The sequence below is a fragment of the Mitsuaria sp. CC2 genome, assembly GCF_048957715.1.
Taxonomy (GTDB): Bacteria; Pseudomonadota; Gammaproteobacteria; order Burkholderiales; family Burkholderiaceae_C; genus Roseateles.
The window spans coordinates 1-21,570 of the sequence record NZ_JARVXN010000006.1; the positions used below are offsets into that span (position 1 = coordinate 1).

Here is a 21,570-nt window from a genome sequence, read left to right on the forward strand (position 1 = left end):
CGGCGAGTGAGCCGGGTCAAGAGCGTTGCCCCCACGAATCAGGGCGGCGTGCGATCAGCGGAACTGCTCGTTCGTCGAACCCGCGAGCCGGCTCAGCCTCGCAGGTAGTTGTCCTTCACCCGGATGTAATGCTCGGCGGAGTACTTCAGGTAGGCGATCTCGTCGGCGGTGAGTTCGCGCACGGGCATCGCGGGCCGGCCGATGTAGAGGTGGCCGCTCTTGAGCACCTTGCCCGGCGACACCAGGCTGCCGGCGCCCAGCATCACGCGGTCCTCGATGACGACGTCGTCCATGACGATGCTGCCCATGCCGATGAGGCATTCGTTGCCGATGCGGCAGCCGTGCAGGATGACGGAATGTCCGACCGTCACGTGGTCCCCGATGATCAGCGGCGAGCCCTCCGGCTTCTTCGGGTTCTTGTGCGAGACATGCCCCATCGTCAGGTCCTGCACGTTGGTGCCGGCGCCGATCACAATGCGGTTCACGTCGCCCCGCAGCACGGTGTTGCACCAGACCGAGCTGTCGGGACCGAGGGTGACGTCGCCGATCACCTGCGCGGAGTCATGGACGAAGACGCGCTCGGCGAGCACCGGGGCAGTATCGAGGTAAGGGGACAGCGGCATGGCAGGCGAGGGCGGGCAGCGGAAGAAGAAGGACATTGTCGCGGCGTCGAAGAAGACCGCCGCGAAGCCTGCTGCCATCACCACCAGGAAGCCGGCGGCAAAGGCCGCTGCGACGGCCGCTGCAAAGGCCGCTTCGAAACCCGCGACCAAAGCTCCGCGCGAGAAGCGCCACCACCACTACGTCTACGTCGTCGAGCTGGCCGACCAGGTCTGGAACGAGCCGCGCTTCCGCAAGGCGAATCCCGATTACCGCCTCGGCATGCCCTTCGTCTACGTCGGCATGACGGGGTTGGATCCCGACCTGCGCTTCGACAAGCACAAGGCCGGGATCCAGTCCAACCGCTACGTCTTCGACTACGGCCTGCGCCTGCTGCCGCAGCTCTACGAGGTCTACAACCCGATGCCTTACGAGGCCGCGCGGGAGATGGAGGTCGAGCTCGCCATTGGCCTGCGCGAGGCGGGTTACGGCGTCTGGCAGGCCTGAATGGCCGCTCCGGCGCTGTTTCGGTACAGCGCTGCGGCATGATGCGTCGGCCCTTTGCCCAGGAGCAGCGATGCGCGTCACGACCCACCCCGCCGCCACGCCCGTGGCCCTTCCGACCTACGACGACGTCGAGGCCGCCGCCCGTCGCATCGAGGGCTACGCGCATCGCACGCCGGTGCTGACCTCGCGCACCGTCGACGAGCTGTTCGGCGCGCAGGTGTTCTTCAAGTGCGAGAACTTCCAGCGCATGGGCGCCTTCAAGTTCCGCGGCGGGTTCAACGCGCTCTCGCGCTTCACGCCGGAGCAGCGGCGCTTCGGCGTGGTCGCGTTCTCGTCGGGCAACCATGCACAGGCGATCGCGCTGTCGGCGCGCATCCTGGGGATGCCGGCCACCATCGTCATGCCCCACGACGCGCCTTCCGCCAAGATCGCCGCGACGCGCGGCTACGGCGGCCAGGTCGTCCTCTACGACCGATACACCGAGGACCGCCAGCAGATCGGCCGCGACCTCGCCGAGAAGCACGGCCTGACCCTGATCCCGCCTTTCGACCATCCCGACGTGCTGACGGGGCAGGGCACCGCTGCGAAGGAGCTGTTCGACGAGGTCGGTGCGCTCGATGCGGTCTTCGCGCCGCTGGGTGGCGGCGGCCTGCTGTCGGGCACGGCGCTGTCGACCCGCGCGCTGTCGCCGGAGGCCAGGCTGTACGGCGTCGAGCCTGAGGCGGGCAACGACGGCCAGCAGTCCTTCCGCAGCGGCACGATCGTCACCATCGATACACCGCGCACGATCGCGGACGGCGCACAGACGCCGCACCTCGGCGACATCACCTTCGCGTTGATCCGCCATCACGTCGACGACGTCCTCACCGCGAGCGATGCGGACCTGGTCGATGCGATGGCCTTCTTCGCTTCGCGGATGAAGATGCTGGTCGAGCCCACCGGCTGTCTCGGCTTCGCCGCCGCGAAGGCGATGAAAGACCAGCTGAAAGGCCAGCGCGTCGGCATCGTGATCAGCGGCGGCAACGTCGACATGGCGCGGTTCTGCGAACTGGTGGGCGCGCGGGCCACCGTCGATACTCCGACACCATGACACTTCGATCGAATGCCTTCTTTCGCATGCTGGCCCTGACCGGCTTGGCCATGGCCGCCGCCTGCCAGCCCGCGCTGGCCGCCTGCAACGTGACCACGCTGCCCGACGGCTGGGTCGCCGGATCGGCGCGCTGGGATGGCCCCTGCGCCTCGGGACAGGCGCATCTGGCTGACGGCTTGGGCGTGCTCAAGGAGCAGCAGGGCGCCGCCGTGAAGCGCATGTTCCTGGGGCGCGTCGCCAAGGGCGAACTGACGCTGGGCGTCGTCGACATTCCCGACCAGGGCTTCATGGCCGGCCGTTTCGCGCAGGGCAAGCTCGTCCCGTCCGAAGATCGGAAGGTGACCCTCCAGGCCTTCGATGAGGCCGCCAAGGCCGCGTCCGCCGCCGCGGACCGCTTCGAGCAGGCCGGCAATGCCGCTTCGGCGAAGTTCTATCGCGCCAAGGCCAGGGCGCTGCGCGAGCAGATGGACTGAGCGCGCGGCGGTTCGAACGGCATTCCCTGCTGACAGGCAGTGCCGCGGTGCTCGCTACAGTCGATCACATGACCGACAGCCCCCGTGCCTGGATCCGCCTGCCCTCCGGGGCAGCGCTCGACCTGATCAACCCGTCCCCCGACGCTTGGACCGACGAGGACCTCGCGCTGCGCCTGGCGCGCACCTACCGCTGGGGCGGCGAGTCCGTCTGGCCGTGGCCCTTGTCGGTGGCGCAGCATTCGCTGCTGGTGCTCGCGCTCCGCCGTGGCTGGGCAGAGGAGGGCGGCGAGCCGTTGTCGCCCGCGCTCCAACGCGCCGAGCTCCTGCATGACGCGGAGGAAGGCTTCCTCGGATTCGACTGCATCTCGCCGCTCAAGCGCGTGCTGGGCGAACCGTTCCGGGTCGTCGGCGACCGGCTGATGAGCGCCATCGCCGTTCGTTACCGGCTGCCGGCGTGGACACCGGACACGCACACGACGCACAAGCGCGCGGACAGCATCGCCGCCGCTACAGAAGCCGTGCGCTGTACAGGCTGGTCGGAGCGCGAGGTGCGCGAGGTGCTCGGGATCACGCATCCGGTGCTGGAGGCGGATCCGCTCCAGGCCGCGTACGGCGGCACGCCGTGGGAGCCCTGGCCGGCAGACATCGCGGCGGGACGGTTCCTGGAAGAGCTGCGTCGGCTCAACGCCTGACCCCGCCTGTCGCTCGTCAGATCTGTCGCGCGATCGACCGCCAGGCGGCCTCGGCCAGCACCGCCGCGCGGTCCGCCGGGCTCGCCAGCCGGCGCCCCGCCAGCCACGAACGGCTGTACCACTCCGCCGCGCCCAGCACGAGCGCCGGGATCAGTTCCTCCGGCAGCGGCATCACCCGCCCGTACTTCACGTCGCGCGCGAAACACGCGTCGATCGGCGCGTATCGCGCCGAGATCCGCTTGCGCAGTTCGTCCCCGAAAGGCCCGCCCGCGACCACTTCGCGGGCGATGAAGTAGAAACGGGCCAGATCCGCATGTTCGGTGATCCAGACGACGTACGCGGTGATCAGCGCGTCGACCACCGCATGGCTGTCCTCTAGCCCTCCGGTCTGCTGCGCGATCGCGCGGCTCTGGTCGTCGACCGCCGCGAACAGCAGCGCCGCGACCACGCCTTCCTTGTTCTTGAAGTGGTGATAGATCGTGCCCACGCTCTGCCCGCTGGCCGCGCGCAGGTCGTCAATGGTCGTGGATTCGATGCCCCGGGCGTTGAAGGCCGACAAGGCCTGTGCCAGGATCAGCCGCTTGGTCTCGGCCCGGTCTTCCGGGTAGGCGGCCTTCAGGACCAGCTCGGTCTTCGCGACGGCCCTGGCGGTCTTCGTGGGCATGATTAGAATAATCTTCTAGAGTTTTCCGCGATCTCGCCGGACGATCCCGTCCGGCAATCCAGCCAACCTGGCGACCGCGCTGCGATGAGCCGCGATCATCCCTCAAAGAACATGGTGTTCACGCACGCATGAAGCCTTCCTTGCTGCCCGTCCTGAATGCCCTCGGTGTCCTGGACAACCCAAACCGGCAATTGCAGGCCGCTCCCGACGATCGTCAGGCGATGGCCTATGCCAGCAGCGCGCAGCACGTCGATGCGCGTTCGCTGGCCGATGCGCTGGCGTCGGGGCTGTACGCCGTCAACGTGACGTTGGGGCATGTCGCCGGCAGCGACGATGCGCGCGCCGCGACGGAACGCGACATCGCCGGTTGGGACGCCTTCATCGCCGCGCAGCCGCAATTGCTGAAGGTGCACACGGGCGAGGATCTGGTCACCGCGCGCTGGGACGGCCGCATCGGCGTCATCTACGGGTTCCAGAACACGGAGATGCTGGGCAACGACGCCGCCGCCGTGGACCACTTCGCGGAGCTGGGCGTGCGGGTGGTCCAGCTGACCTACAACGGCCGCAACGCGGTCGGCTGCGGCGCGACGGTGCCGGACGACGACGGCCTGAGCGCCTTCGGGGCCGAGGTGGTCGAGCGACTGCAGCAACGGCGGGTGCTGGTCGACCTCAGCCACAGCAGCGAGCGCACCTGCCTGGACACATTGCGGCTGGCCGGACGTCCCGTCGCGATCACGCACACCGGCTGCCGCGCGATCGCCGATCATCCGCGCAACAAGAGCGATTCGGAGCTGCGGCTGCTCGCCGAGCGGGGCGGCGTCGTGGGGCTGTACTTCATGCCCTACCTGCGCCTGAGCGGCCAGCCGCACGCCGAGGATCTGATCGCCCATCTGGAACACGCCATCGACGTCTGCGGCGAGGACCATGTCGGTCTGGGCACGGACGGCGGCAGCACGCATTACGACGACATGGCCGCCTACCGCAAGCACCTCGAGGACGAGGTCGCGCTGCGCCGCAGCCTGGGCATAGGCGCGCCGGGCGAGACGGCGGATGTGGGGCTGTTCCTGCCCGACCTGTGCGGGCCGGACCAGTACCAGCAGCTCGCGCGGCTGCTGTCGGCGCGGGGACACCGCGCGGCGCGCATCGAGAAGATCCTGCACGGCAACTTCCGCCGGCTGATGACGGAGACCTGGGAATGACAAGAACGACGAGATGCCGGCTGACCGCCATGCATGCCGCGACGCGGGCCGCGCTGGGTGCGGCCTTGTGCGCGGTGCTCTGGGCGCCGGCCGCCCGCGCGCACGACGATCACGAGCGCCAATGGGCGCCGACGGCCGCCGATGCTCATGCCGCCCAGGCCGCGTTGCCCACGCCGCGGGTGCTGCCGGGCGCGAAGGCGCAGCTGTCGCAGGTCCAGATCCACGGCGTGACCGTCGGCCGGCAGGCGCTCAGCCGCCAGGGTGACGAGGTGCTGGTCGACTACGCCTTCAGCGAACGGGGCCGCGGCGATCAGCTCCGCGCGCGCTGGACGCTCGATGCGCGCGGCCTGCCGCTGCGCTATGAGGCCGAAGGCAATGACTACTGGAAGGTCCCGCTCACCGAGCGCTTCGACCGCGCGGACGGCAAGGCGTCGTGGAAGAACCGCGTGGAGCAGGGCGGCGCGGCATGGCCGGAAGCGGGCGCCTTCTACCTGCCCGCCAACGCGCCGCCGGAGTTCACCGGCGTGCTGGCCCGCGCGCTGCTGAAGGCGCCGGGGCAACGACTGGCCCTGCTGCCTGCGGGCGAGGCGACACTGACGAAGGGGCCGACGATCGTGGCGGGCGGTCGGCGGCTGACGCTGCATCAGATCTCGGGCATCGACTTCACGCCGGTGGCGGTGTGGCTGGACGAGCGCCAGCAGACCGCCGCCGTGATCGACGACTGGTTCGAGGTGCTGGAGGCGCGCGACGTGCCGGCGCTGGCGCGGCTCTCCGCGGCGCAGCGCGACGCGGACAAGCGCTGGTCCGCGGACCTGGCGAAGCGGATGACGCATGTGCCGCAGGGCGACCTGCTGATCCGCCATGCGCGGCTGTTCGAGCCGCGCGACCTGACGGCGCGGGAAGACATGCGGGTGCTGATCCGCGGCGGCTTCATCGTGCGCGTCGAGCCCGACGATGCTTCCCCGGCGCCGGCGGGCACCGAGGTCATCGAGGCCGCCGGCCGATTCCTGATGCCGGGGCTGTGGGACGTGCACCAGCACTTCTCCGGCACGGACGGTGTCTTCGACCTGATCGCCGGCGTGACGAGCGCGCGCGACATGGCCAACGACAACGTCCCGCTGATCGAGCGCGTGAAGCGATTCGACGCGGGCACCGAACTCGGCCCGCGCGTGGTGAAGGCCGGCATCGTCGAGGGCGTGGGTCCGCTGGCGGGCCCGACCGATGTGCGCGTCGAGACGGTCGAGCAGGCGCGCAAGGCGGTCGACTGGTACGCCGACCGCGGCTACGAGCAGATCAAGATCTATTCTTCCTTCAAGCCGGAGCTGGTGCGGCCGATCGCCGACATGGCGCATGCGCGCGGGCTGCGCGTCAGCGGGCACGTGCCGGCGTTCATGCGCGCGGGGCAGTTCATCGACGCGGGCGCGGACGAGATCCAGCATCTGAACTTCATCGTCCTGAATTTCTTCCCCGAGGTCGCCGACACGCGCGGCAAGGACCGCTACACGGTGATGGCGGAGAAGCTGCTGCAGCTGGACCTCGACAGCGCGCCGGTGACGGGATTCATCGCGGAACTGAAGCGCCGGCACACGGTGCTCGATCCGACGGTGGCGATCCTGGAGGGCTTGTACTCGGGCGCGCCGGGCGAGCCGCCGGCGGCGCTGAAGGGCATGGTCGAGCGCTTCCCGCCGATCGTGCGAAGGCGGCTGCTGACGGGCGCGGTGGCCGTGCCGCCGGGCAAGGAGGAGGCCTACCGGCAGGCGCTGCCGCGGCTGCTGCAGCTGATCAAGCGGCTGCACGACGGCGGCGTGACGCTGATGCCCGGAACGGATGCCTTCGCGGGCTACACCCTGCACCGCGAGCTGGAGCTCTATGTGCGCGCCGGCATCCCCAACGCCGAGGTACTGCGCCTGGCGACGCTGACGCCGGCGCAGGTGCTGGGCGTGGCCGGCCAGCGCGGCGAGATCGCCGCAGGCAAGCAGGCCGACATGGTGCTGCTGGACGGCGATCCGCTGAGGGACATCGCCGCGCTGCGGCAGGTGGTGAAGACGATCAAGGCGGGACGGGTGTTCGATCCGACGCAGCTCGAAGCGGCGATGGGGATGACGAAATGAGTCGATCCCAAGCGACCTTGGCGGCCAATCGACTGACGGGTCTGCGTCGCTTCTGGTTCACGTTCCGCGATCCTCCCCAGTTCAGTCCGCTCGGTCTGGGCTGCGGCGTCACAGCGCAGAACTACGAAGACGCGACCAGCATTCTGACGTCGACGGTGTTTGCGGGCGGCGCGATGCCCCCCGTCGAATCTGTCGTTGCAGACGTCGATGTCCAGACGCTGGATCGCGATCATGTGCTGCCAAACATGGGTTCGGTGTCGACGAGAGGCGTGTGGTTTCCGCTGGGCTACGGATCGGGATCTTGAAAATGGAATACACCTGCAAGTTGGTCTACCGGAACTCATCGCACAAGGCGTGCTGCTGGTTCTGGAGCCGTGGGCCGAAGAGCACACGTTGGCGCCTGGTGGATGCGTGGAGGTGGCGGGAAGGGGTGGTGCAGAAAATTCGGCGTTTGAGCTCGAACAACTGGACGATCGCCTGATCATCTACGCGTGGCCGGGTTCGATCGCGGACATCATTCCGCTGGAACGCATCCCGCGGTGACGCGCGTTTCGCGACACACACGGAGAAGAGTGATCATGCATACGAACGAAGAGCTCGACGTCTATGTCGATGAATGCCACGCACAAGGCCTGACGATCGTGGAAACGATCAAGGCGGTGGTGGTCAAGTTCTCGATCGGTTTGCGGCAGGCCAAGGAAGTCGTCTCCTCACGACCCTGCTGGAACGACATCGTAAGTGCGTCGGAACCGCTTCAGCGTGAGGCGATCGCCATCGTGACGGGTGAGGTGGAGCGCTTCAACAGCGGCCTCGTCCTCCCCGCCAGCGTGCCGTTCCCCGAGGGCACTGCCTTTGGGCCGTTCGTGTTCCTGTCGGGTCAGCTGGGCAACAAGCCCGGCACGCTGGCGCTGGTCGAAGGAGGCATCCGTGCCGAGGCGTTGCAGACGCTGCGCAACATCGAGACCGCGCTCAAAGCGCAAGGCCTCGGCGTCGAGCACCTGATGCGCTGCACCGTGATGCTCGCCGACATGGCGGAGTGGGGCGTCTTCAACGAGGTCTACCGCGCGTTCTTCGGCGACCGGCCGCTGCCGGCGCGCAGCGCGTTCGGCTGCAACGGACTCGCGCTGGGCGCGCGGGTCGAGGTGGAGTGCACCGCCGTCCGCGCGGCGCCTTAACGCGGTGCCTTAACGCCGCGCCGCGCCGCGCTCATTGCGCCGGACGGAAGACCAGCGCCGTCGGGACGCGCGTGCTCTTGTTGTATCGATCGGACGTGACCAGCACAACGTAGCGCCGGTCCGTGAGCGTGTAGCCCTCCGGGCAGACGCGACCCGTCGACATGGGACCGGATTCGGTCGCGTTGCCGACCTTCCGCTCGCAATTGCCTTCGACATGACGCGTCATGACGCCGCAGTGGCATCGCTACCACTGGAATCGACGCCGAGCGAATGCCGCGCGGCTGCCTCGCGATGCGGCGCTGATCGGCGTCGAAGCGCTCAGAAGCCCTTCATGTCGTACCGCACCCCGACCCACGCCTGACGGCCCAGACCCTGGTACGAATAGACGGGCTGCACATCGCGATCGGCGGCGTTGAGGATCTTGGCCTCCAGGCGCCATTGCGGCAGGAAGCGCCAGGTCGCGCGCACGTCCACCACCGTGTACGCGCCGAGCTGCGCGCCCACATCCGGCCGCGCGCCGACTTCCGTCAGCGACGCGCCGAGGCCCCACACGCCGGTGTCATAGTCGGCCGAGATGCTTTCCTGATGCGCCGCCCGACGCGGCAGGCGCGAACCGGTCTGCTCGTCCCTGGCGTCGAGGAAGTCCACCGTCGCGCTCAGGCTCAGGTTGCCGAAGCGGTGCGCGCCGCTCAGCGTCGCGCCTTGCAGCTTGGCCTTCGCGACGTTGTAGGAGCATCCGAAATACCCCGGCGGGCATTGCGTGCCGTCCGGATCGGGGTTGTAGCCGATCAGGTTGTCGACCTTGTTGCGGTAGACAGTCGCCGCGGCGCTGCTCGCGCCGGAGCGCCAGTTCACGCCCAGCTCCACGCTGCGGCCGTCTTCGGGCTTCACCGCCGTGCCGTAGAACGGATAGTCGGTCTCGTTGAAGGTCGGCGCGCGGAAGGTCTTGCCTGCCACCGCGCGAACCTTCAGCGTCGAGGTCAGCGCGTAGCTCGCCCCGACGCTGCCCGTCGTGGACTTGCCGTAGGCGTTGTTGTCGTCGTGACGCAGGCTCGCTTCCAGCGAGGCCGGGCCGAACTGGGCCGAGTAACCCGCGATGTAGGCGTCGTTCTTGCGCTTCAGCGTGTTGGTCGTGACGCCGTCGGCCTGTTCGGTGAGGTGCTCGTAGGCCAGCACCACCTGCTGGTCGGGCGAAAGGCGCAACGCGTTCTGCCACGTCGCCTGATCGCGCTTCGTCGTGAAGCGCGCCGGATCCGGCGCGCCGCTGCGCGAATCGTCCAGGCCGTGGCTGAGCTGCACCGTGGTGGTCCAGATCGGCGAGAGCGTGCCGCGGTAATCGGCGCTGACGACGCGGGTCGTCAGGCGGTTGCGGAAGTCCGGCGTCGGATCGCTGAGGTAATCCGGCGGACCGCCGAAGTTGGCGCTGTCGTATTGCGCGTTGAGCTTGCTCTGCGTGGCGGTGACGCCGATGCGATGGCCTTCCGCCGGCGTGAAACCGAGGCGCGCCGATCCCGTCGTGCGGCGGAAGCCGTCGCGATCGGGGTTGTAGTAGCCGTTGATGTCGTTGGGACGGATGGCCGAGGTGCCGTCGCTGGTCTCGCGGCTCAGACTGGCCGCGTAGTCGAAGCCGGCCTGCGCGCCGCTGATGCCGACGTCGCCGAGACGCGAGGCGTATTCACCGATCGCCGCATTGGCCGTCAGGTTCAGCGGGCCCCGGCCCTTCTTCGTCGCGATCTGGATGACGCCGCCGACCGCGTCCGCGCCGTACAGTCCGGAGGCCGGTCCGCGTAGCACCTCGATGCGATCGATGTTGGACAGGCTCATCGATTCCAGGGATGCCTGGCCCAGCGTCGCGGAGCCGACGCGCACGCCGTCGATCATCACCACGGTGCCGGTCGTGTTGGCACCGCGCAGGATGTAACCGCCGCTCTGGCCGGGGCCGCCGTTGCGCGTGATCTGCAGGCCGGCGTAGCGGCGCAGCAGCTCCTCGACGCTGCCGGCACCGCTGTCTCGGATCGTGCCCGCATCGATGAGGACCACGTCGGCGACGCTCTTGCTCAGGGCCTGCGGCTCGCGGGTACCGATGACGATGACGGGATCCAGCGAGGACTGCGCGAACGCGATCGACGGGACGAGGGACAGGGCGGGCAGGGCGACCAGCGCGGTCGCGGACGCACGGGCGACGGCGCGCAGCGTGGCGCGGGGAGAGGAGGCTTGCATGTCGGAACTTCGGAAAGCAACGGCAGACGGCCGCTTCCCCGCGGCCGCATGCGGAATGGACGCGCCGTCCTTCAGGGATGCCCCGGAAGCACGGCGACGATCCGCCTGTTGGCCGGTATCCGGGCTGTCGGAAGAATGAACCCGTGTTGCCTTCCCGGACGACCGTCCAGTGGTGTTCAGACACGAGCCGCGCGCTTTCAACTCTCAGAAGAGGCGCGCCTTCCGCTTACCGTTGCGGGGGCAGCTCAGGTTGGGGCAGCGACCGCACGGGTGCGGCCCCTCCTGATTCCCGTTGAACTGCGCCGGCAGGGAGCCGGGCGCAAGCACCAACGGGCGGGATCATAACGGGAGGCCCCTCGACTTCGTGTCGCCTGGCGCGGGCACTCCACGATGCAGGGGGCATCCCTCCGGGAACCCCCAGCATCATTCCGGCCCCAGTGAGGCTCGATGTGCGCGGGCCTCGGGGCTTACATGAACAGGTGTTCGCCGGCGTTCTCGCCGCCCAGGACCACGTAGTTCACCTTGCGCAGATCGCCGAGGGCACGGCCGCCGGCGTAGGAGATGGAACTCTGCAGGTCCTCCTCCATCTCGCGCAGCGTGTCGGCCAGGTGGCCCTTCACGGGCTCGAGGATGCGCTTGCCTTCGACGTGCTTGTACTCGCCCTTGTTGAAGTCGGACGCGGAGCCGTAGTACTCCTTGTAGCGCTTGCCGTCGACCTCGACGGTGTGGCCCGGCGACTCCTCATGACCCGCGAAGAGCGAGCCGATCATCACCATCGAGGCGCCGAAGCGCACGCTCTTGGCGATGTCGCCGTGGTGGCGGATGCCGCCGTCGGCAATGATGGGCTTGGTCGCAACACGGGCGCACCACTTCAAGGCCGAGAGCTGCCAGCCGCCGGTGCCGAAACCGGTCTTGAGCCGCGTGATGCAGACCTTGCCCGGACCGATGCCGACCTTGGTCGCGTCCGCGCCCCAGTTCTCGAGATCGATGACGCCCTCGGGCGTGCCGACGTTGCCGGCAATGACGAAGGTGTCGGGCAGCTTGTGCTTGATGTGGGCGATCATGCGCTGCACGGCGTCGGCGTGGCCGTGGGCGATGTCGATGGTGATGTAGTCGGCGCCGACGCCTTCAGCGGCGAGGCGGTCGATGATGGCGTAGTCCGCTTCCTTGACGCCGGCGCTGATCGAGACCAGCAGGCCCTTGTCGCGCATGGTGCGGGCGAAGGCGACGGCGTCCAGGTCGAAGCGGTGCATCACGTAGAAGTAGCCGTTGGCGGCCAGCCATTCGGTGATGGACTCGTCGACGACCGTCTTCATGTTCGCGGGCACCGCCGGCAGCTTGAAGCGGCGGGGGCCGAACTCGACGGAGGTGTCGCACTCGCTGCGGCTGTTCACGCGGCACTTGCGCGGCAGCAGCAGGATGTTGTCGTAGTCAAAGATTTCCATGGTCCAAAGTCGCAAAGTCGGGCTGCGTTGATGCAGTGCACGCCCTGGGCTGCGAGCGCTTGACTTGAGACCCGGCCATAAAAAACCGGGTCCCAAAATTTGGGCCCGGTGACCCATTCTACGCATCCTGCGGGGCGCCGTCGCCGCGCTGCGGTGCAACATGCATCGTCCGGGGGCTTTTGGGCGCAGTTCGCTAAACTTCGCCCCCTTGGCCCTGCAACGGGCGACATCAGAAGACAAGCCACATGCATTCCGTCGTCATCAGCGGCACCGGTCTCTACCAGCCCCCGCACGTCATCACCAACGCCGAGCTGGTGGACTCGTTCAACCGCTACGTGGACCTGCAGAACGCCGAGCACGCCGAGGCCATCGCCGCCGGCACGCGCGAGGCGCTGGTGCATTCGAACGTGGAGTTCATCGAGAAGGCCTCGGGCATCAAGCAGCGCTACGTGATCGAGAAGGAGGGCGTGCTGGACCCCACGCGCATGTATCCGCGCTTCGAGGAACGGGCGGATGACCAGCTGTCGCTGATGGCGGAGATCGCGGTGGACGCGGCGCGCAAGGCGCTGGCGGCCGCGGGCAGGAAACCCGAGGACGTGGACGCGGTGTTCTGCTCGGCGGCGAACATGCAGCGCGCGTATCCGGCGATGGCGGTGGAGATCCAGCAGGGACTGGGCGCGGGGGGCTACGGCTTCGACATGAACGTGGCGTGCTCGTCGGCGACCTTCGCGCTGGAGCAGGCCTACAACGCGGTGCGCTCGGGCGCGTCGAAGTGCGTGCTGATCGTGAATCCGGAGATCACGTCGGCGCATCTGGAATGGAAGGACCGCGACTGCCACTTCATCTTCGGCGACGTGTGCACGGCGATCGTCGTCGAGCGCGCCGATCTGGCGACGGCGCCGGAGCAGTGGGAGATCCTGGGCACCAAGCTGGCGACGCAGTTCTCCAACAACATCCGCAACAACTTCGGCTTCATGAACAAGGCCGAGGACAGCGATCCCGAGGGTCGGGACAAGACCTTCCGCCAGGAGGGCCGCAAGGTCTTCAAGGAAGTGGTGCCCATCGCCGCGGCGCATATCGAAAACCACCTGGCCGCGCTGCACATCCAGCCGAACGACGTGAGCCGCTACTGGCTGCACCAGGCCAACCTGGGCATGAACCAGCTGGTGATCAAGAAGCTGGTCGGCGGCGAGGCGGGCGCGGAGATCGCGCCGCTGATCCTGGACACGTATGCGAACACGGCCTCGGCCGGCTCGGTGATCGCGTTCCACGAGCACCGCGCCAACCTCAAGCAGGGCGACCTGGGGGTGATCTGCTCCTTCGGCGCGGGGTACTCGGTGGGCAGCGTGATCGTCAGGAAGCGCTGAGCGCCACGCCGGCCCGTGGGCCGGCCCGGGCGACTCCCGAGGAACGGGAGCGCTCATGCGGGCATGGCGGTGCAGGCGGGTTCGGACACCTACATGGCGCATGTCGGCAGTAAGGACTGGCCTTCGACGCATGCGACCGTGGAGGAGGCCATCATCGCATTTCGCCATGGCCCGCTGGTAGGCAGGCCTCTGGCCAATGCGCTGTCAGGCGGCGCGCCCGGGCCCGGCGATCCGGTCTGCCGTCCGCCGACGACGCGCGGCGAGGCCGACCGCGCCGATGCCCGCGAGCATCAAAGCGTAGGTCGACGGTTCCGGCACGGCCGGCGCGACGGCGAATGCCACGCGCATGTTGAGGGTAAGCAGGGTCGGCACCTTGAATTCATGCAGGGCGCTGAGCGAGGTGTCCGTGGTGTAGACCGTCTCGTCCCAGGTGGTCATCACGATGCGCCCTTGCGCGTCCACTTCGATGTCTTCAATCTGGGCCTGCGTCTGCAGCGATGAGATCAGCGTACCGGTCGCTGAGTACTTGTTGATGCGCCCGTCGCCCGTGGCGCCATAGATGACGCCTTGCGCGTCCACCGCCACCGTGTGCGGTGCGGCATAGATCGCGAACTGGTCGCCGACCGCCACGGTCCGCAGCAGCGACATGGTCGCAGGGTCGTACACCTGCAGCGTCTGGGACCCCGCATAAAGCAGACCGTCTCCACCGATGGTGAGTTGACTGAAGGAGAGGCCCGAGGCGAACCGCTCGGTGGTGCCGGTGTCGATGTTGTAGCGGACGATGCCACGGCCTGGAGAGCTCCAGTTTTCCATATCGCCGAGGAAGAGATAGTTGCCCTTCGTGGCGATGGTGCCGGGCGCGGGATACGTGCTGATGTCGGGCATCGGCAAGTTGCGTTGGATGCCGGTCTTGGGGTTCAGCGAGGTCAAGGCCGGATCCAGATCGCCCGAGAAGGCGTAGATCGTGCCATTGGCGGCCTGAACCAAGTCGCCGAGCCTGAACCGCAGTTCCGGTTCCCAGAGTGCGATGTCGAAGCGTTGCACGACCTGACCGTCCCAGGTGTACTCGGTGATCGTCTGGTCGTAGGAGTTCGAAATCAACAGATTGCCCGGCGTGGTTGCGGCGGCTGAGGACGCGTCGGTCAGAATGGCCAGCAGTAGCGCGGTGCACACACGAATCGTCGGGGAAATCATCTGGAACCTCATGGTGGATGGAATCGCGGCCGAACGCTATCACCGTCGTCGGCTGACGATCCCGCTCATTCCGGGGGGGCTTTGCCAAGCGTTCAGGCGAGCAACGGCGTCAGATCCGGATCGCCTTTGACCATGGCATTCCGGTAGGCGGAACGCTCCCCGATACGCTGCAAATAGCGTCGGATGTTCGGATACGGCGCCAGGTCGATCGGCAGGAACAGCCGCATCGTCGTGAGCGAGAAGACGCTCATGATGTCCGCCGCCGTGAACTCGTCGCCCGCGAAGTAGGGCGCCTGACCGAGTCGCTCCTCGACGAGCACCAGCACCTTGTCGAGCCGCTCCTGTGTCGCCGCCAAGACGGGATGGTCAGTGGGCAACGCGCGTCCCAGCGTCATCCGCCGCAGCATCACCGGCTGCAGATTGCCGTTGGCGAAGTGGAACCAGTACAGGAACGGCGCGAAGTCCGGGTGGTCGGGACCGGGCTTCAGACGGCCGCCGCCGTGTTTCGCGATGAGGTATTCGACGATCGCGGCCGACTCGGCCAACAGCAGATCGCCGTCCTCGATCAGCGGCGCTGCACCCAGCGGATGCCTGGCCTTCAGTTCGGGCGGCGACAGCCGGGTCACGGCATCGCGGGTATGGCGCTCAAGCTCGTAGGGAATGCCGAGCTCTTCGCAAAGCCACAGGATGCGTTCCGACTGGGAATGGCCGAGGTGATGGATGGTGATCATGTGGGGTCGATGAAGGAGAGTCAGTCCGCCCGCTCGTGGCCACGGACGACGGTGGGGGCGAAGCCGAAGCGTTCGCGGAACCGGATGGCGAAGCGGGACGGGGAGTCGTAACCAACGGCGTTCGCGATCCGGGAGACGGGTTGGGTGGTCGCCTGCAGCAAGGTCAGCGCGGAAGCCATGCGGGCGTCGACGATCAGCGCGCTCATCGACTCGCCCTCGGCGGCGAGCCGGCGTCGCAGCGTCGCTTCGGACATCGCCAGCGCCTGCGCCACGCGCGCGGCGGGCCAGTCGTGATCGAGCCGTCCCGCGATGAGCGCGCGGATCTGGACGGAGACGGTCATCTCGGTCGGTGCGGACCGAAGCACCAGGCCATCCTCCAGCAACCAGTGCATCACCTCCAGCACACGCTGGCGTGCGACCGCGTTGGGCAGTGCGGGATCGGGGGCCAGGGCTTGCCGGCCACGCTGGAAGGCATCGGCCAGACCTGTCCGTACCCGCGCCAGCAACCGCACCGGCGCCAACGGTGCATCGACGGACGCGATTCGTGCCGCCGTCTCACGATAGAAGGCGTCGTCCAGCAACGCGTTGTCGAACACCAGCCAACGCGCTTCGTAGTGCTCGCCCTCGGCGACGTCGTTGGTGAAATCGACGGTCTGCTGTCCGCTCAACAGCAACGCCTGCCCGGGTCGGGCCCGGACGCCTGAACCGCGGGCCGGCTTGACGGTCTTGAGGCCGCGGTCGACGAGGATCAGCGCGGATTGGTCGACGCGCATGCGCAGGATCCGCAGTCCACGCCCTTGCAGTACATGGGCCGAGACGCCGATGCCGGGTCGGCCGTGGATCTCCCGGGCCAGCGCGGACCCGTCGGGGGCCTGGATGGTGCTCGGCTTCAATTCGAATCCTCGTGAAGGGATGAATTGATCCTAGCGGTGCACCGCGTGAACAGCGGTGCGGGAACGGTCAGGTTTGGTGCCGATCCGATCAGAGCTCCGAATGGAGCTGCTCCCCATCCCACGTGGCGCCGGCGAGGGAGGCGACGATGAGTTCCACGAAGCGATCGAAGTCCTCGGCGATGAGGCGCTTCTCGTCTTCATCGCGACCGAACTTGATGACTTGGCCGACGCGACCCTTCTCGTCCGGATCGAAGTCCAGTCCGTAGTGGTTGCCGCCCCAGTCCTTCGTCAGGGGGATCCACGACCGATGGGTGTAGAGCGGTTTGATGTATCCCGGCGGCTCGGAGGTCATGAACTGGGCGCTGTCGGCGTTCATGTCGGACTCGTCGATTTCTCGCCAGTTGGACCACTCGTTGCGGATGCCGTCGACCGACAGCAGATGTTCGCCGCCGACCAACCCGTGGTTGCCATCCTGACCGTCATGAACGGCGAGGAAGGCTTTCAGGCTGTCAGGGAGCGTCACGCCGAGGTGCCGCTCCAGCTCGGCGATCCATCCCGGCTGAGCACCTGGTTGCAGGGCCATCTCGGTCAGGCAGCCGAGGGTGGACAGCGCTTCCTCGATGCGTTGCCACTGCGTCGTCATTGAATGCTTGATGGCTCGGAATCCGTTTGTCTCAGTAGGTCCTGCGTGATCCACAGTCGCAGGAACGTTTCAGTCATGGGGTCGATGTGCCAGGCTCACCGCCCGCTCGCCTCGATCCGAATCTCATCCCGGCGGCAGGTCCCGCCGCCGCTGCCGCTGGGCTGATCGCCGAGCAGTTGCTTCAGCGTTCCGCCGGCCTTGTAATCGCGCGGCAGCTTCACCTGGATCTCGGTGAGGTACTGCCCCGAGCACATCAGCTTCACGCTGTCGCGATAGGCGTCGGTGCCGGTCTCGGCCTTCAGCTTCTCGTAGAAGGTGTTGCGCGAGATCGCGCCGCCGATGTTCTGCCGGATGTACTTGGCGGCGCTGGAATCGTTGAAATGCTTGACCAGGTCGACCGCGCGGCGGAAGTACGCGTCCGGATTCAGCGTCGTCTGGCAGGTGCCGTGCTTGCGCCACTCGTGCTCGCCGAAGCCCTTCTCGTAGAGGAAGTTCGGCATCCACGGGCCGATGTACGAGATCGTCTCCTTCGACAGCGTCATCGGCGCGTTGCCGCAGTCGCCGTAGCTGATCCCGCATTGCTGCCGGTTGGGCCACAGGCCGTGCAGCGTCAGGTTGGTCACCTTGAGCTTGCCGTCCTCCATCGCCTCGCATTCCGGCTTGCCGCGCCGGCCGCCCGCCGTCCATTCGCAGAAGCCGGGCTGCCACGACATCGCCAGCACGAAGCTGTCGTACTGGTCCGGCGTCTTGCACATGGCTTGACCGCTGTTCGCCGCTGAATTCCCAGCGGCGTTGTCGGTCGACGGCCTACGGGCGCCGATCGGTGTCGCGGGGGGCGAGGCGCCGCCGCCTGCCGCCGCGCCGCAGTCGTTCTGCACCCAGCGCTCCGGCGGTCGCGCGCCCGGCACCTGCACCCGCGTCCAGCCCGCGTTGTGCGATTCCAGGATCGTGTAGCCCGTCCCCGGCGACAGCTTGGCGCCGTCCGGGTTCGTGCTCTTCCTGAACGACTGGAAGGCCTCGCAGGCGCGCGACGCGGTGAAGGTGCCGCTCGCAGGATCGGCCCTGGCCGAGGGCAAGGCGCTGATCACCAGCGACAGGGCGGCGATTCGGAGAGCGAGGCGCATGGTGTCGATCAATGGTGCTGTCAGGACAGCCGGCTTTGTACGTCATCTGGGCGTTGCGGGGAATGAGCCCGTGGCTCACATCCGGCAACCCGCTGGCTCAGAAACCGATCGATACCCCGACGCCCAGCACCCAGTCCGCCGTCTGCTTCGTCAGCCCGCGGTTGATGGACGCGTCGAGCTGCAGCCGGCGGTCGACCAGCCAGGTCACTCCCGTGCCCGCCGAGATGCTCCGCCCGCCGTTGCGGTTGGACGCGAGCTGGTCGCCCGCGACCTCGACGTAGCCTTTCCAGGCCTGCGCGATCGGCCAGCCCAGCGAGGCGCCAAGGATGCCCCCGACGAAGTGCTTGCCGCTGCCGTCATCGCGGCTGTCCCGATACAGACCGCCGATCAGGCCGGCCGACCAGTCGCGCGGCAAGTCCCACTCCGCCGTCAGCCGCAGCGACGGACGCAAGCCCTGACCCCGGAACGCCGAGGAGCCGCTGTCCATGTCGACGTTCAGCAGCCAGGCGAGTCCCGGCGTGTTGCGCTCCGCGTCGCCGTCCTGCACGTGCCATTTCACGCCGAGCGCCGTGTCGGCCCAGCCGCTGGCCTTCACCGTGCCGCCGCCGTCCGAAGCCCGCAGGCGCTGGTAGCCATCGGTCTCGAGGCGGAACTCCCAGTCCTCGGCAAAGCCGAACCGCAGCAGCGTCGGCGTCGACCACAGGCGGCTGCGCACGCCGTCGCTCTTGTCGCGCTGGTAGCCGAGGCCGGTCTCCAGCAGCGCGCGGCCCTTGCCCACGGTGCTGCTCGATTCGACGATGCCGGGTTGATCCGGCTCGATGGCCTCTGCGGCTTCATCCGCCGCGCGCGCGGCGCCCACCGCCGCCGTCAGCAGCGCAGCAACGATCACCCGCGTCTTCGTCATTGCCAGAGCTCCCTGTCGCACGCCGCTCACTGTCCGCCACTGCGATCGCCGCCCATCCACCAGGACGGCGGCACGCCCGAGGCACGCCCTGCGGGCCCCGAGGCCGCGTCCGACGCCGCGTCCGGAGGCGGCAGCGGCGGCGGCATCGGCCCGATCGTCCTCAGACCCGCGTCGCCCGCATACTCGCTGAACACCCAGTCGGGACCGAACGGACCTTCCTCCTGCACCAGCCCGCCGTCCTTGGGCGGCTGGATCTCGGCGGGCTTGATGTCCTTCAGCGCGACCTGCATGTAGTCGATCCACGCCGGCAGCGCGATGCCGCCGCCGGACTCGCCCGCGCCCAGGCTGCGCGGCTGGTCGTAGCCGATCCACACGACCGTCGCCACGCGCTGCTGGAAGCCCGCGAACCACGCGTCCACCGCGTCGTTCGTCGTGCCGGTCTTGCCGTAGAGGTCGTAGCGCTTGAGCGACGCGCTTGCCTTGTAGGCCGTGCCGCGGATCGCCACCTCGCGCAGCAGCGAGCCGGTGATGAACGCATTGCGCTCGCTGATCGCGCGGCGGTCGTCGGTGAGCTTCTCCGGCTCCGCCTGGAACAGCACCTGGTTCTGCGCGTCCACGATCTTCGTCACCAGCAGCGGCTTGAGCAGGTAGCCGCCGTTGGCGAAGACCGAATACGCGCTCGCCATCTGCAGCGGCGTCACCGAGCCCGAGCCCAGCGCCAGCGTCAGGTTCTCCGGCTGCTTGTCGACGTCGAGACCGAACTTGCCGGCCCAGGTCCGGCCGCGCGCCGGCGTGAGCTGCTCCAGCACCCGGATCGTGACCATGTTCTTGGACTTGGCCAACGCCTGGCGCAGCGTCATCGGACCGTCGAAGTTGCCGTCGGAGTTGCGCGGGTTCCAATCGCCGACCGAGATGGGTGCGTCGTCGACCAGCGTCGCGGGGCTCGCGCCGAGTTCCATCGCGCCCGAGTAGATGAAAGGCTTGAAGCTCGATCCCGGCTGCCGCCACGCCTGCGTCGCATGGTTGAACTGGTTGCGGTTGAAGTCGAAACCGCCGACCAGCGCCAGGATCTTGCCGCTGTCGGGCTCGACCGACACCAGCGCGCCTTCGGCCTCCGGCGACTGCGTCACCACCCAGGCGCCCTTGGGAAACGCCTTGGTCGGCGCGCCGCGCAGCACGCGGATGATGGAGCCGCGCTGGATGCGCAGGTCCGCCTTGGCCTTGGGCGACAGCGCCGATTGCACCGAGCGCAGGCCTTCGCCCTGGATCTCGATGTCGTCCCCGTCGGACAGGCTCGCCTGGAGCTTGTTGTTCGCGACCTGGGTGACGACCGCCGTGCGCAGGTCGTCGTTGTCCGGATGCTCGTTGAACACCTGCGAGATCGCCGTGTCCTGTTCCTGCGCGTCCATGCCGTCGGGCAGGTCGACGTCGCCCTCGGGACCGCGCCAGGCCTTGCGGCGCTCGTAGTCCATCAGCGTGCGGCGCAGCGCCTTGTACGCGGCGATCTGGTCGTCCATGCGCAGCGTGGTCGTCACCCGCAAGCCGCGGTTGTAGGCGTCCTCGCCGTACTGGGCGTGCACCACCTGACGCACCATCTCGGTCGCGTACTGGCCGTAGGGCAGCCGCTGGTCCTGCACGGTGCGCAGCTTCAGCGGCTCTTCCTTGGCCTGCTTGGCCTGCTCCGGCGTGATCATGCCGACGTCCACCATGCGCAGCAGCACCGTCGCCTGGCGGCGTTGCGCCAGCTTCAGGTTGGTGATCGGATTGGCGCGGTACGGGCTCTGCGGCAGTCCGGCGAGCATCGCCGTCTCCGCCGTCGACAGCTCCTTCAGCGACTTGCCGAAGTAGGCCTGCGCCGCCGCCTCGAAACCGTAGGCCCGCTGACCCAGATAGATCTGGTTCATGTAGACCTCGAGGATCTTGTCCTTGGACAGCTGGCTCTCGATCTTGAAGGCCAGCAGGATCTCGACGACCTTGCGGGTGTAGAGCTTCTTCTTCGTGAGGTAGAGGTCGCGCGCCAGCTGCTGCGTGATGGTCGACGCGCCCTGGCTGCGCGAGGACGAGAACAGGTTGACCCAGAACGCCCGCAGCATGCCCGGCACGTAGACGCCCTGGTGGTCGTAGAAGTTGGCGTCCTCCACGGCCAGCAGCGCCTGCTGCATCTGCTTGGGGATCTGTTCCAGCGGCAGGTAGCTGCGGCGCTCGGTGCCGTACTCGGCGAGCAGCTGTCCGTCCTCCGAGTAGACCCGCAACGGCTGCTTGGGGTTGTAGTCGGTCAGCCGGTCCAGGTCGGGCAGGCCCGGCCAGATCACGGCGGCCGCGCCGGCCACCAGCAGCGTCAGCGCGAGCAGGCCGGCGCCCGACCAGACGGCGATGCGCTTCCAGGTGGGCAGCTGGCGCAGCGAATCGCGCAGCGGCGCCGTGCGGCGCCAGAGCGCCAGGAAGAAACCGGCCAGGGCGCGGGCGAGGTGGCGGGCGAATTGGGCAATCTGCTGCATGCGGGGCGCACGAGTTCAGGTCGGCGGATTATCGTCAGAC

The 21,570-nt window shown here is 68.0% G+C and carries 22 protein-coding genes and 1 riboswitch; of the genes, 10 read left to right on the plus strand and 12 right to left on the minus strand.

Annotated features, from left to right (window positions below; translation table 11 throughout):
• Positions 1-92: 92 nt before the first annotated feature.
• Complete coding sequence (locus tag PV762_RS03985) at positions 93-623, minus strand: gamma carbonic anhydrase family protein (RefSeq protein ID WP_421033728.1); 531 nt, start codon at positions 621-623, stop codon at positions 93-95.
• A 196-nt stretch (positions 624-819) separates the two neighbouring features.
• Here PV762_RS03985 and PV762_RS03990 point away from each other — a divergent pair, with 196 nt between their 5' ends.
• The 4 genes from PV762_RS03990 (at position 820) to PV762_RS04005 (ending at position 3,362) form a co-directional block, all read left to right on the plus strand.
• The gene (locus PV762_RS03990; RefSeq protein ID WP_421033785.1) at positions 820-1,107 is read left to right on the plus strand and encodes a hypothetical protein; all 288 of its coding nucleotides are present in this window, start codon (positions 820-822) and stop codon (positions 1,105-1,107) included.
• Between the two features lie 70 nt (positions 1,108-1,177).
• Complete coding sequence (locus PV762_RS03995; protein ID WP_421033729.1) at positions 1,178-2,197, plus strand: threo-3-hydroxy-L-aspartate ammonia-lyase; 1,020 nt, start codon at positions 1,178-1,180, stop codon at positions 2,195-2,197.
• Between the two features lie 26 nt (positions 2,198-2,223).
• Entirely contained in the window at positions 2,224-2,670 is a 447-nt protein-coding gene (locus tag PV762_RS04000) for a hypothetical protein (protein WP_421033730.1), read from the plus strand.
• A 68-nt stretch (positions 2,671-2,738) separates the two neighbouring features.
• Positions 2,739-3,362, plus strand: coding sequence for a phosphohydrolase (locus PV762_RS04005; protein WP_421033731.1), 624 nt, complete (start codon positions 2,739-2,741; stop codon positions 3,360-3,362).
• A 16-nt stretch (positions 3,363-3,378) separates the two neighbouring features.
• Here the strand turns inward: PV762_RS04005 and PV762_RS04010 are convergent, their stop codons facing one another.
• A complete protein-coding gene (locus PV762_RS04010) occupies positions 3,379-4,026 on the minus strand; it encodes a TetR/AcrR family transcriptional regulator (RefSeq protein ID WP_421033732.1) in 648 nt (215 codons plus the stop codon).
• Positions 4,027-4,154: 128 nt separating this feature from the next.
• Between PV762_RS04010 and PV762_RS04015 the strand changes: the two genes are divergently transcribed.
• Genes PV762_RS04015 through PV762_RS04035 form a run of 5 tightly spaced genes read left to right on the plus strand, consistent with a single transcriptional unit; the run spans position 4,155 to position 8,511 of the window.
• Complete coding sequence (locus tag PV762_RS04015; protein WP_421033733.1) at positions 4,155-5,225, plus strand: dipeptidase; 1,071 nt, start codon at positions 4,155-4,157, stop codon at positions 5,223-5,225.
• A complete protein-coding gene (locus tag PV762_RS04020; RefSeq protein WP_421033734.1) occupies positions 5,222-7,336 on the plus strand; it encodes an amidohydrolase family protein in 2,115 nt (704 codons plus the stop codon). Before PV762_RS04015 ends, PV762_RS04020 begins: the two co-directional genes overlap by 4 nt.
• The gene (locus PV762_RS04025) at positions 7,333-7,641 is read left to right on the plus strand and encodes a hypothetical protein (RefSeq protein ID WP_421033735.1); all 309 of its coding nucleotides are present in this window, start codon (positions 7,333-7,335) and stop codon (positions 7,639-7,641) included. The genes PV762_RS04020 and PV762_RS04025 overlap by 4 nt, the downstream gene beginning before the upstream one ends.
• Positions 7,642-7,690: 49 nt before the next feature.
• Positions 7,691-7,879, plus strand: coding sequence for a hypothetical protein (locus tag PV762_RS04030; protein WP_421033736.1), 189 nt, complete (start codon positions 7,691-7,693; stop codon positions 7,877-7,879).
• A gap of 35 nt (positions 7,880-7,914) precedes the next feature.
• Positions 7,915-8,511: a RidA family protein gene (locus tag PV762_RS04035; RefSeq protein ID WP_421033737.1), complete on the plus strand. Its 597-nt coding sequence runs from the start codon at positions 7,915-7,917 to the stop codon at positions 8,509-8,511.
• A gap of 31 nt (positions 8,512-8,542) precedes the next feature.
• On the opposite strand, the gene PV762_RS04040 is transcribed toward PV762_RS04035, so the two are convergent.
• From PV762_RS04040 to PV762_RS04050, 3 genes are all read right to left on the minus strand, one after another.
• Entirely contained in the window at positions 8,543-8,674 is a 132-nt protein-coding gene (locus PV762_RS04040; RefSeq protein ID WP_421033738.1) for a hypothetical protein, read from the minus strand.
• Positions 8,675-8,829: 155 nt separating this feature from the next.
• Complete coding sequence (locus PV762_RS04045) at positions 8,830-10,731, minus strand: TonB-dependent receptor domain-containing protein (RefSeq protein WP_421033739.1); 1,902 nt, start codon at positions 10,729-10,731, stop codon at positions 8,830-8,832.
• Positions 10,732-10,823: 92 nt separating this feature from the next.
• Positions 10,824-11,077: riboswitch (cobalamin riboswitch) on the minus strand.
• Between the two features lie 121 nt (positions 11,078-11,198).
• The gene (locus tag PV762_RS04050; protein WP_088406529.1) at positions 11,199-12,176 is read right to left on the minus strand and encodes a GMP reductase; all 978 of its coding nucleotides are present in this window, start codon (positions 12,174-12,176) and stop codon (positions 11,199-11,201) included.
• 245 nt (positions 12,177-12,421) lie between these two features.
• Here PV762_RS04050 and PV762_RS04055 point away from each other — a divergent pair, with 245 nt between their 5' ends.
• A complete protein-coding gene (locus tag PV762_RS04055; RefSeq protein ID WP_421033740.1) occupies positions 12,422-13,543 on the plus strand; it encodes a beta-ketoacyl-ACP synthase III in 1,122 nt (373 codons plus the stop codon).
• A 204-nt stretch (positions 13,544-13,747) separates the two neighbouring features.
• Here the strand turns inward: PV762_RS04055 and PV762_RS04060 are convergent, their stop codons facing one another.
• The 7 genes from PV762_RS04060 to PV762_RS04090 form a co-directional block, all read right to left on the minus strand.
• Positions 13,748-14,737: a PEP-CTERM sorting domain-containing protein gene (locus PV762_RS04060; protein ID WP_421033741.1), complete on the minus strand. Its 990-nt coding sequence runs from the start codon at positions 14,735-14,737 to the stop codon at positions 13,748-13,750.
• Between the two features lie 92 nt (positions 14,738-14,829).
• Positions 14,830-15,468, minus strand: coding sequence for a glutathione S-transferase family protein (locus PV762_RS04065; protein ID WP_421033742.1), 639 nt, complete (start codon positions 15,466-15,468; stop codon positions 14,830-14,832).
• 20 nt (positions 15,469-15,488) lie between these two features.
• Positions 15,489-16,361 (minus strand): helix-turn-helix transcriptional regulator, encoded by an 873-nt coding sequence (locus PV762_RS04070; protein ID WP_421033743.1) that lies wholly within the window; start codon positions 16,359-16,361, stop codon positions 15,489-15,491.
• An 88-nt stretch (positions 16,362-16,449) separates the two neighbouring features.
• Positions 16,450-17,004, minus strand: coding sequence for an SMI1/KNR4 family protein (locus tag PV762_RS04075; protein WP_421033744.1), 555 nt, complete (start codon positions 17,002-17,004; stop codon positions 16,450-16,452).
• Positions 17,005-17,099: 95 nt separating this feature from the next.
• Entirely contained in the window at positions 17,100-18,128 is a 1,029-nt protein-coding gene (locus PV762_RS04080) for a ribonuclease T2 family protein (RefSeq protein WP_421033745.1), read from the minus strand.
• A gap of 97 nt (positions 18,129-18,225) precedes the next feature.
• On the minus strand, positions 18,226-19,032 hold the full coding sequence (locus PV762_RS04085; RefSeq protein ID WP_421033746.1) for a transporter: 807 nt from the start codon (positions 19,030-19,032) through the stop codon (positions 18,226-18,228).
• Between the two features lie 26 nt (positions 19,033-19,058).
• Complete coding sequence (locus PV762_RS04090) at positions 19,059-21,530, minus strand: penicillin-binding protein 1A (protein ID WP_421033747.1); 2,472 nt, start codon at positions 21,528-21,530, stop codon at positions 19,059-19,061.
• Positions 21,531-21,570 lie beyond the last annotated feature (40 nt).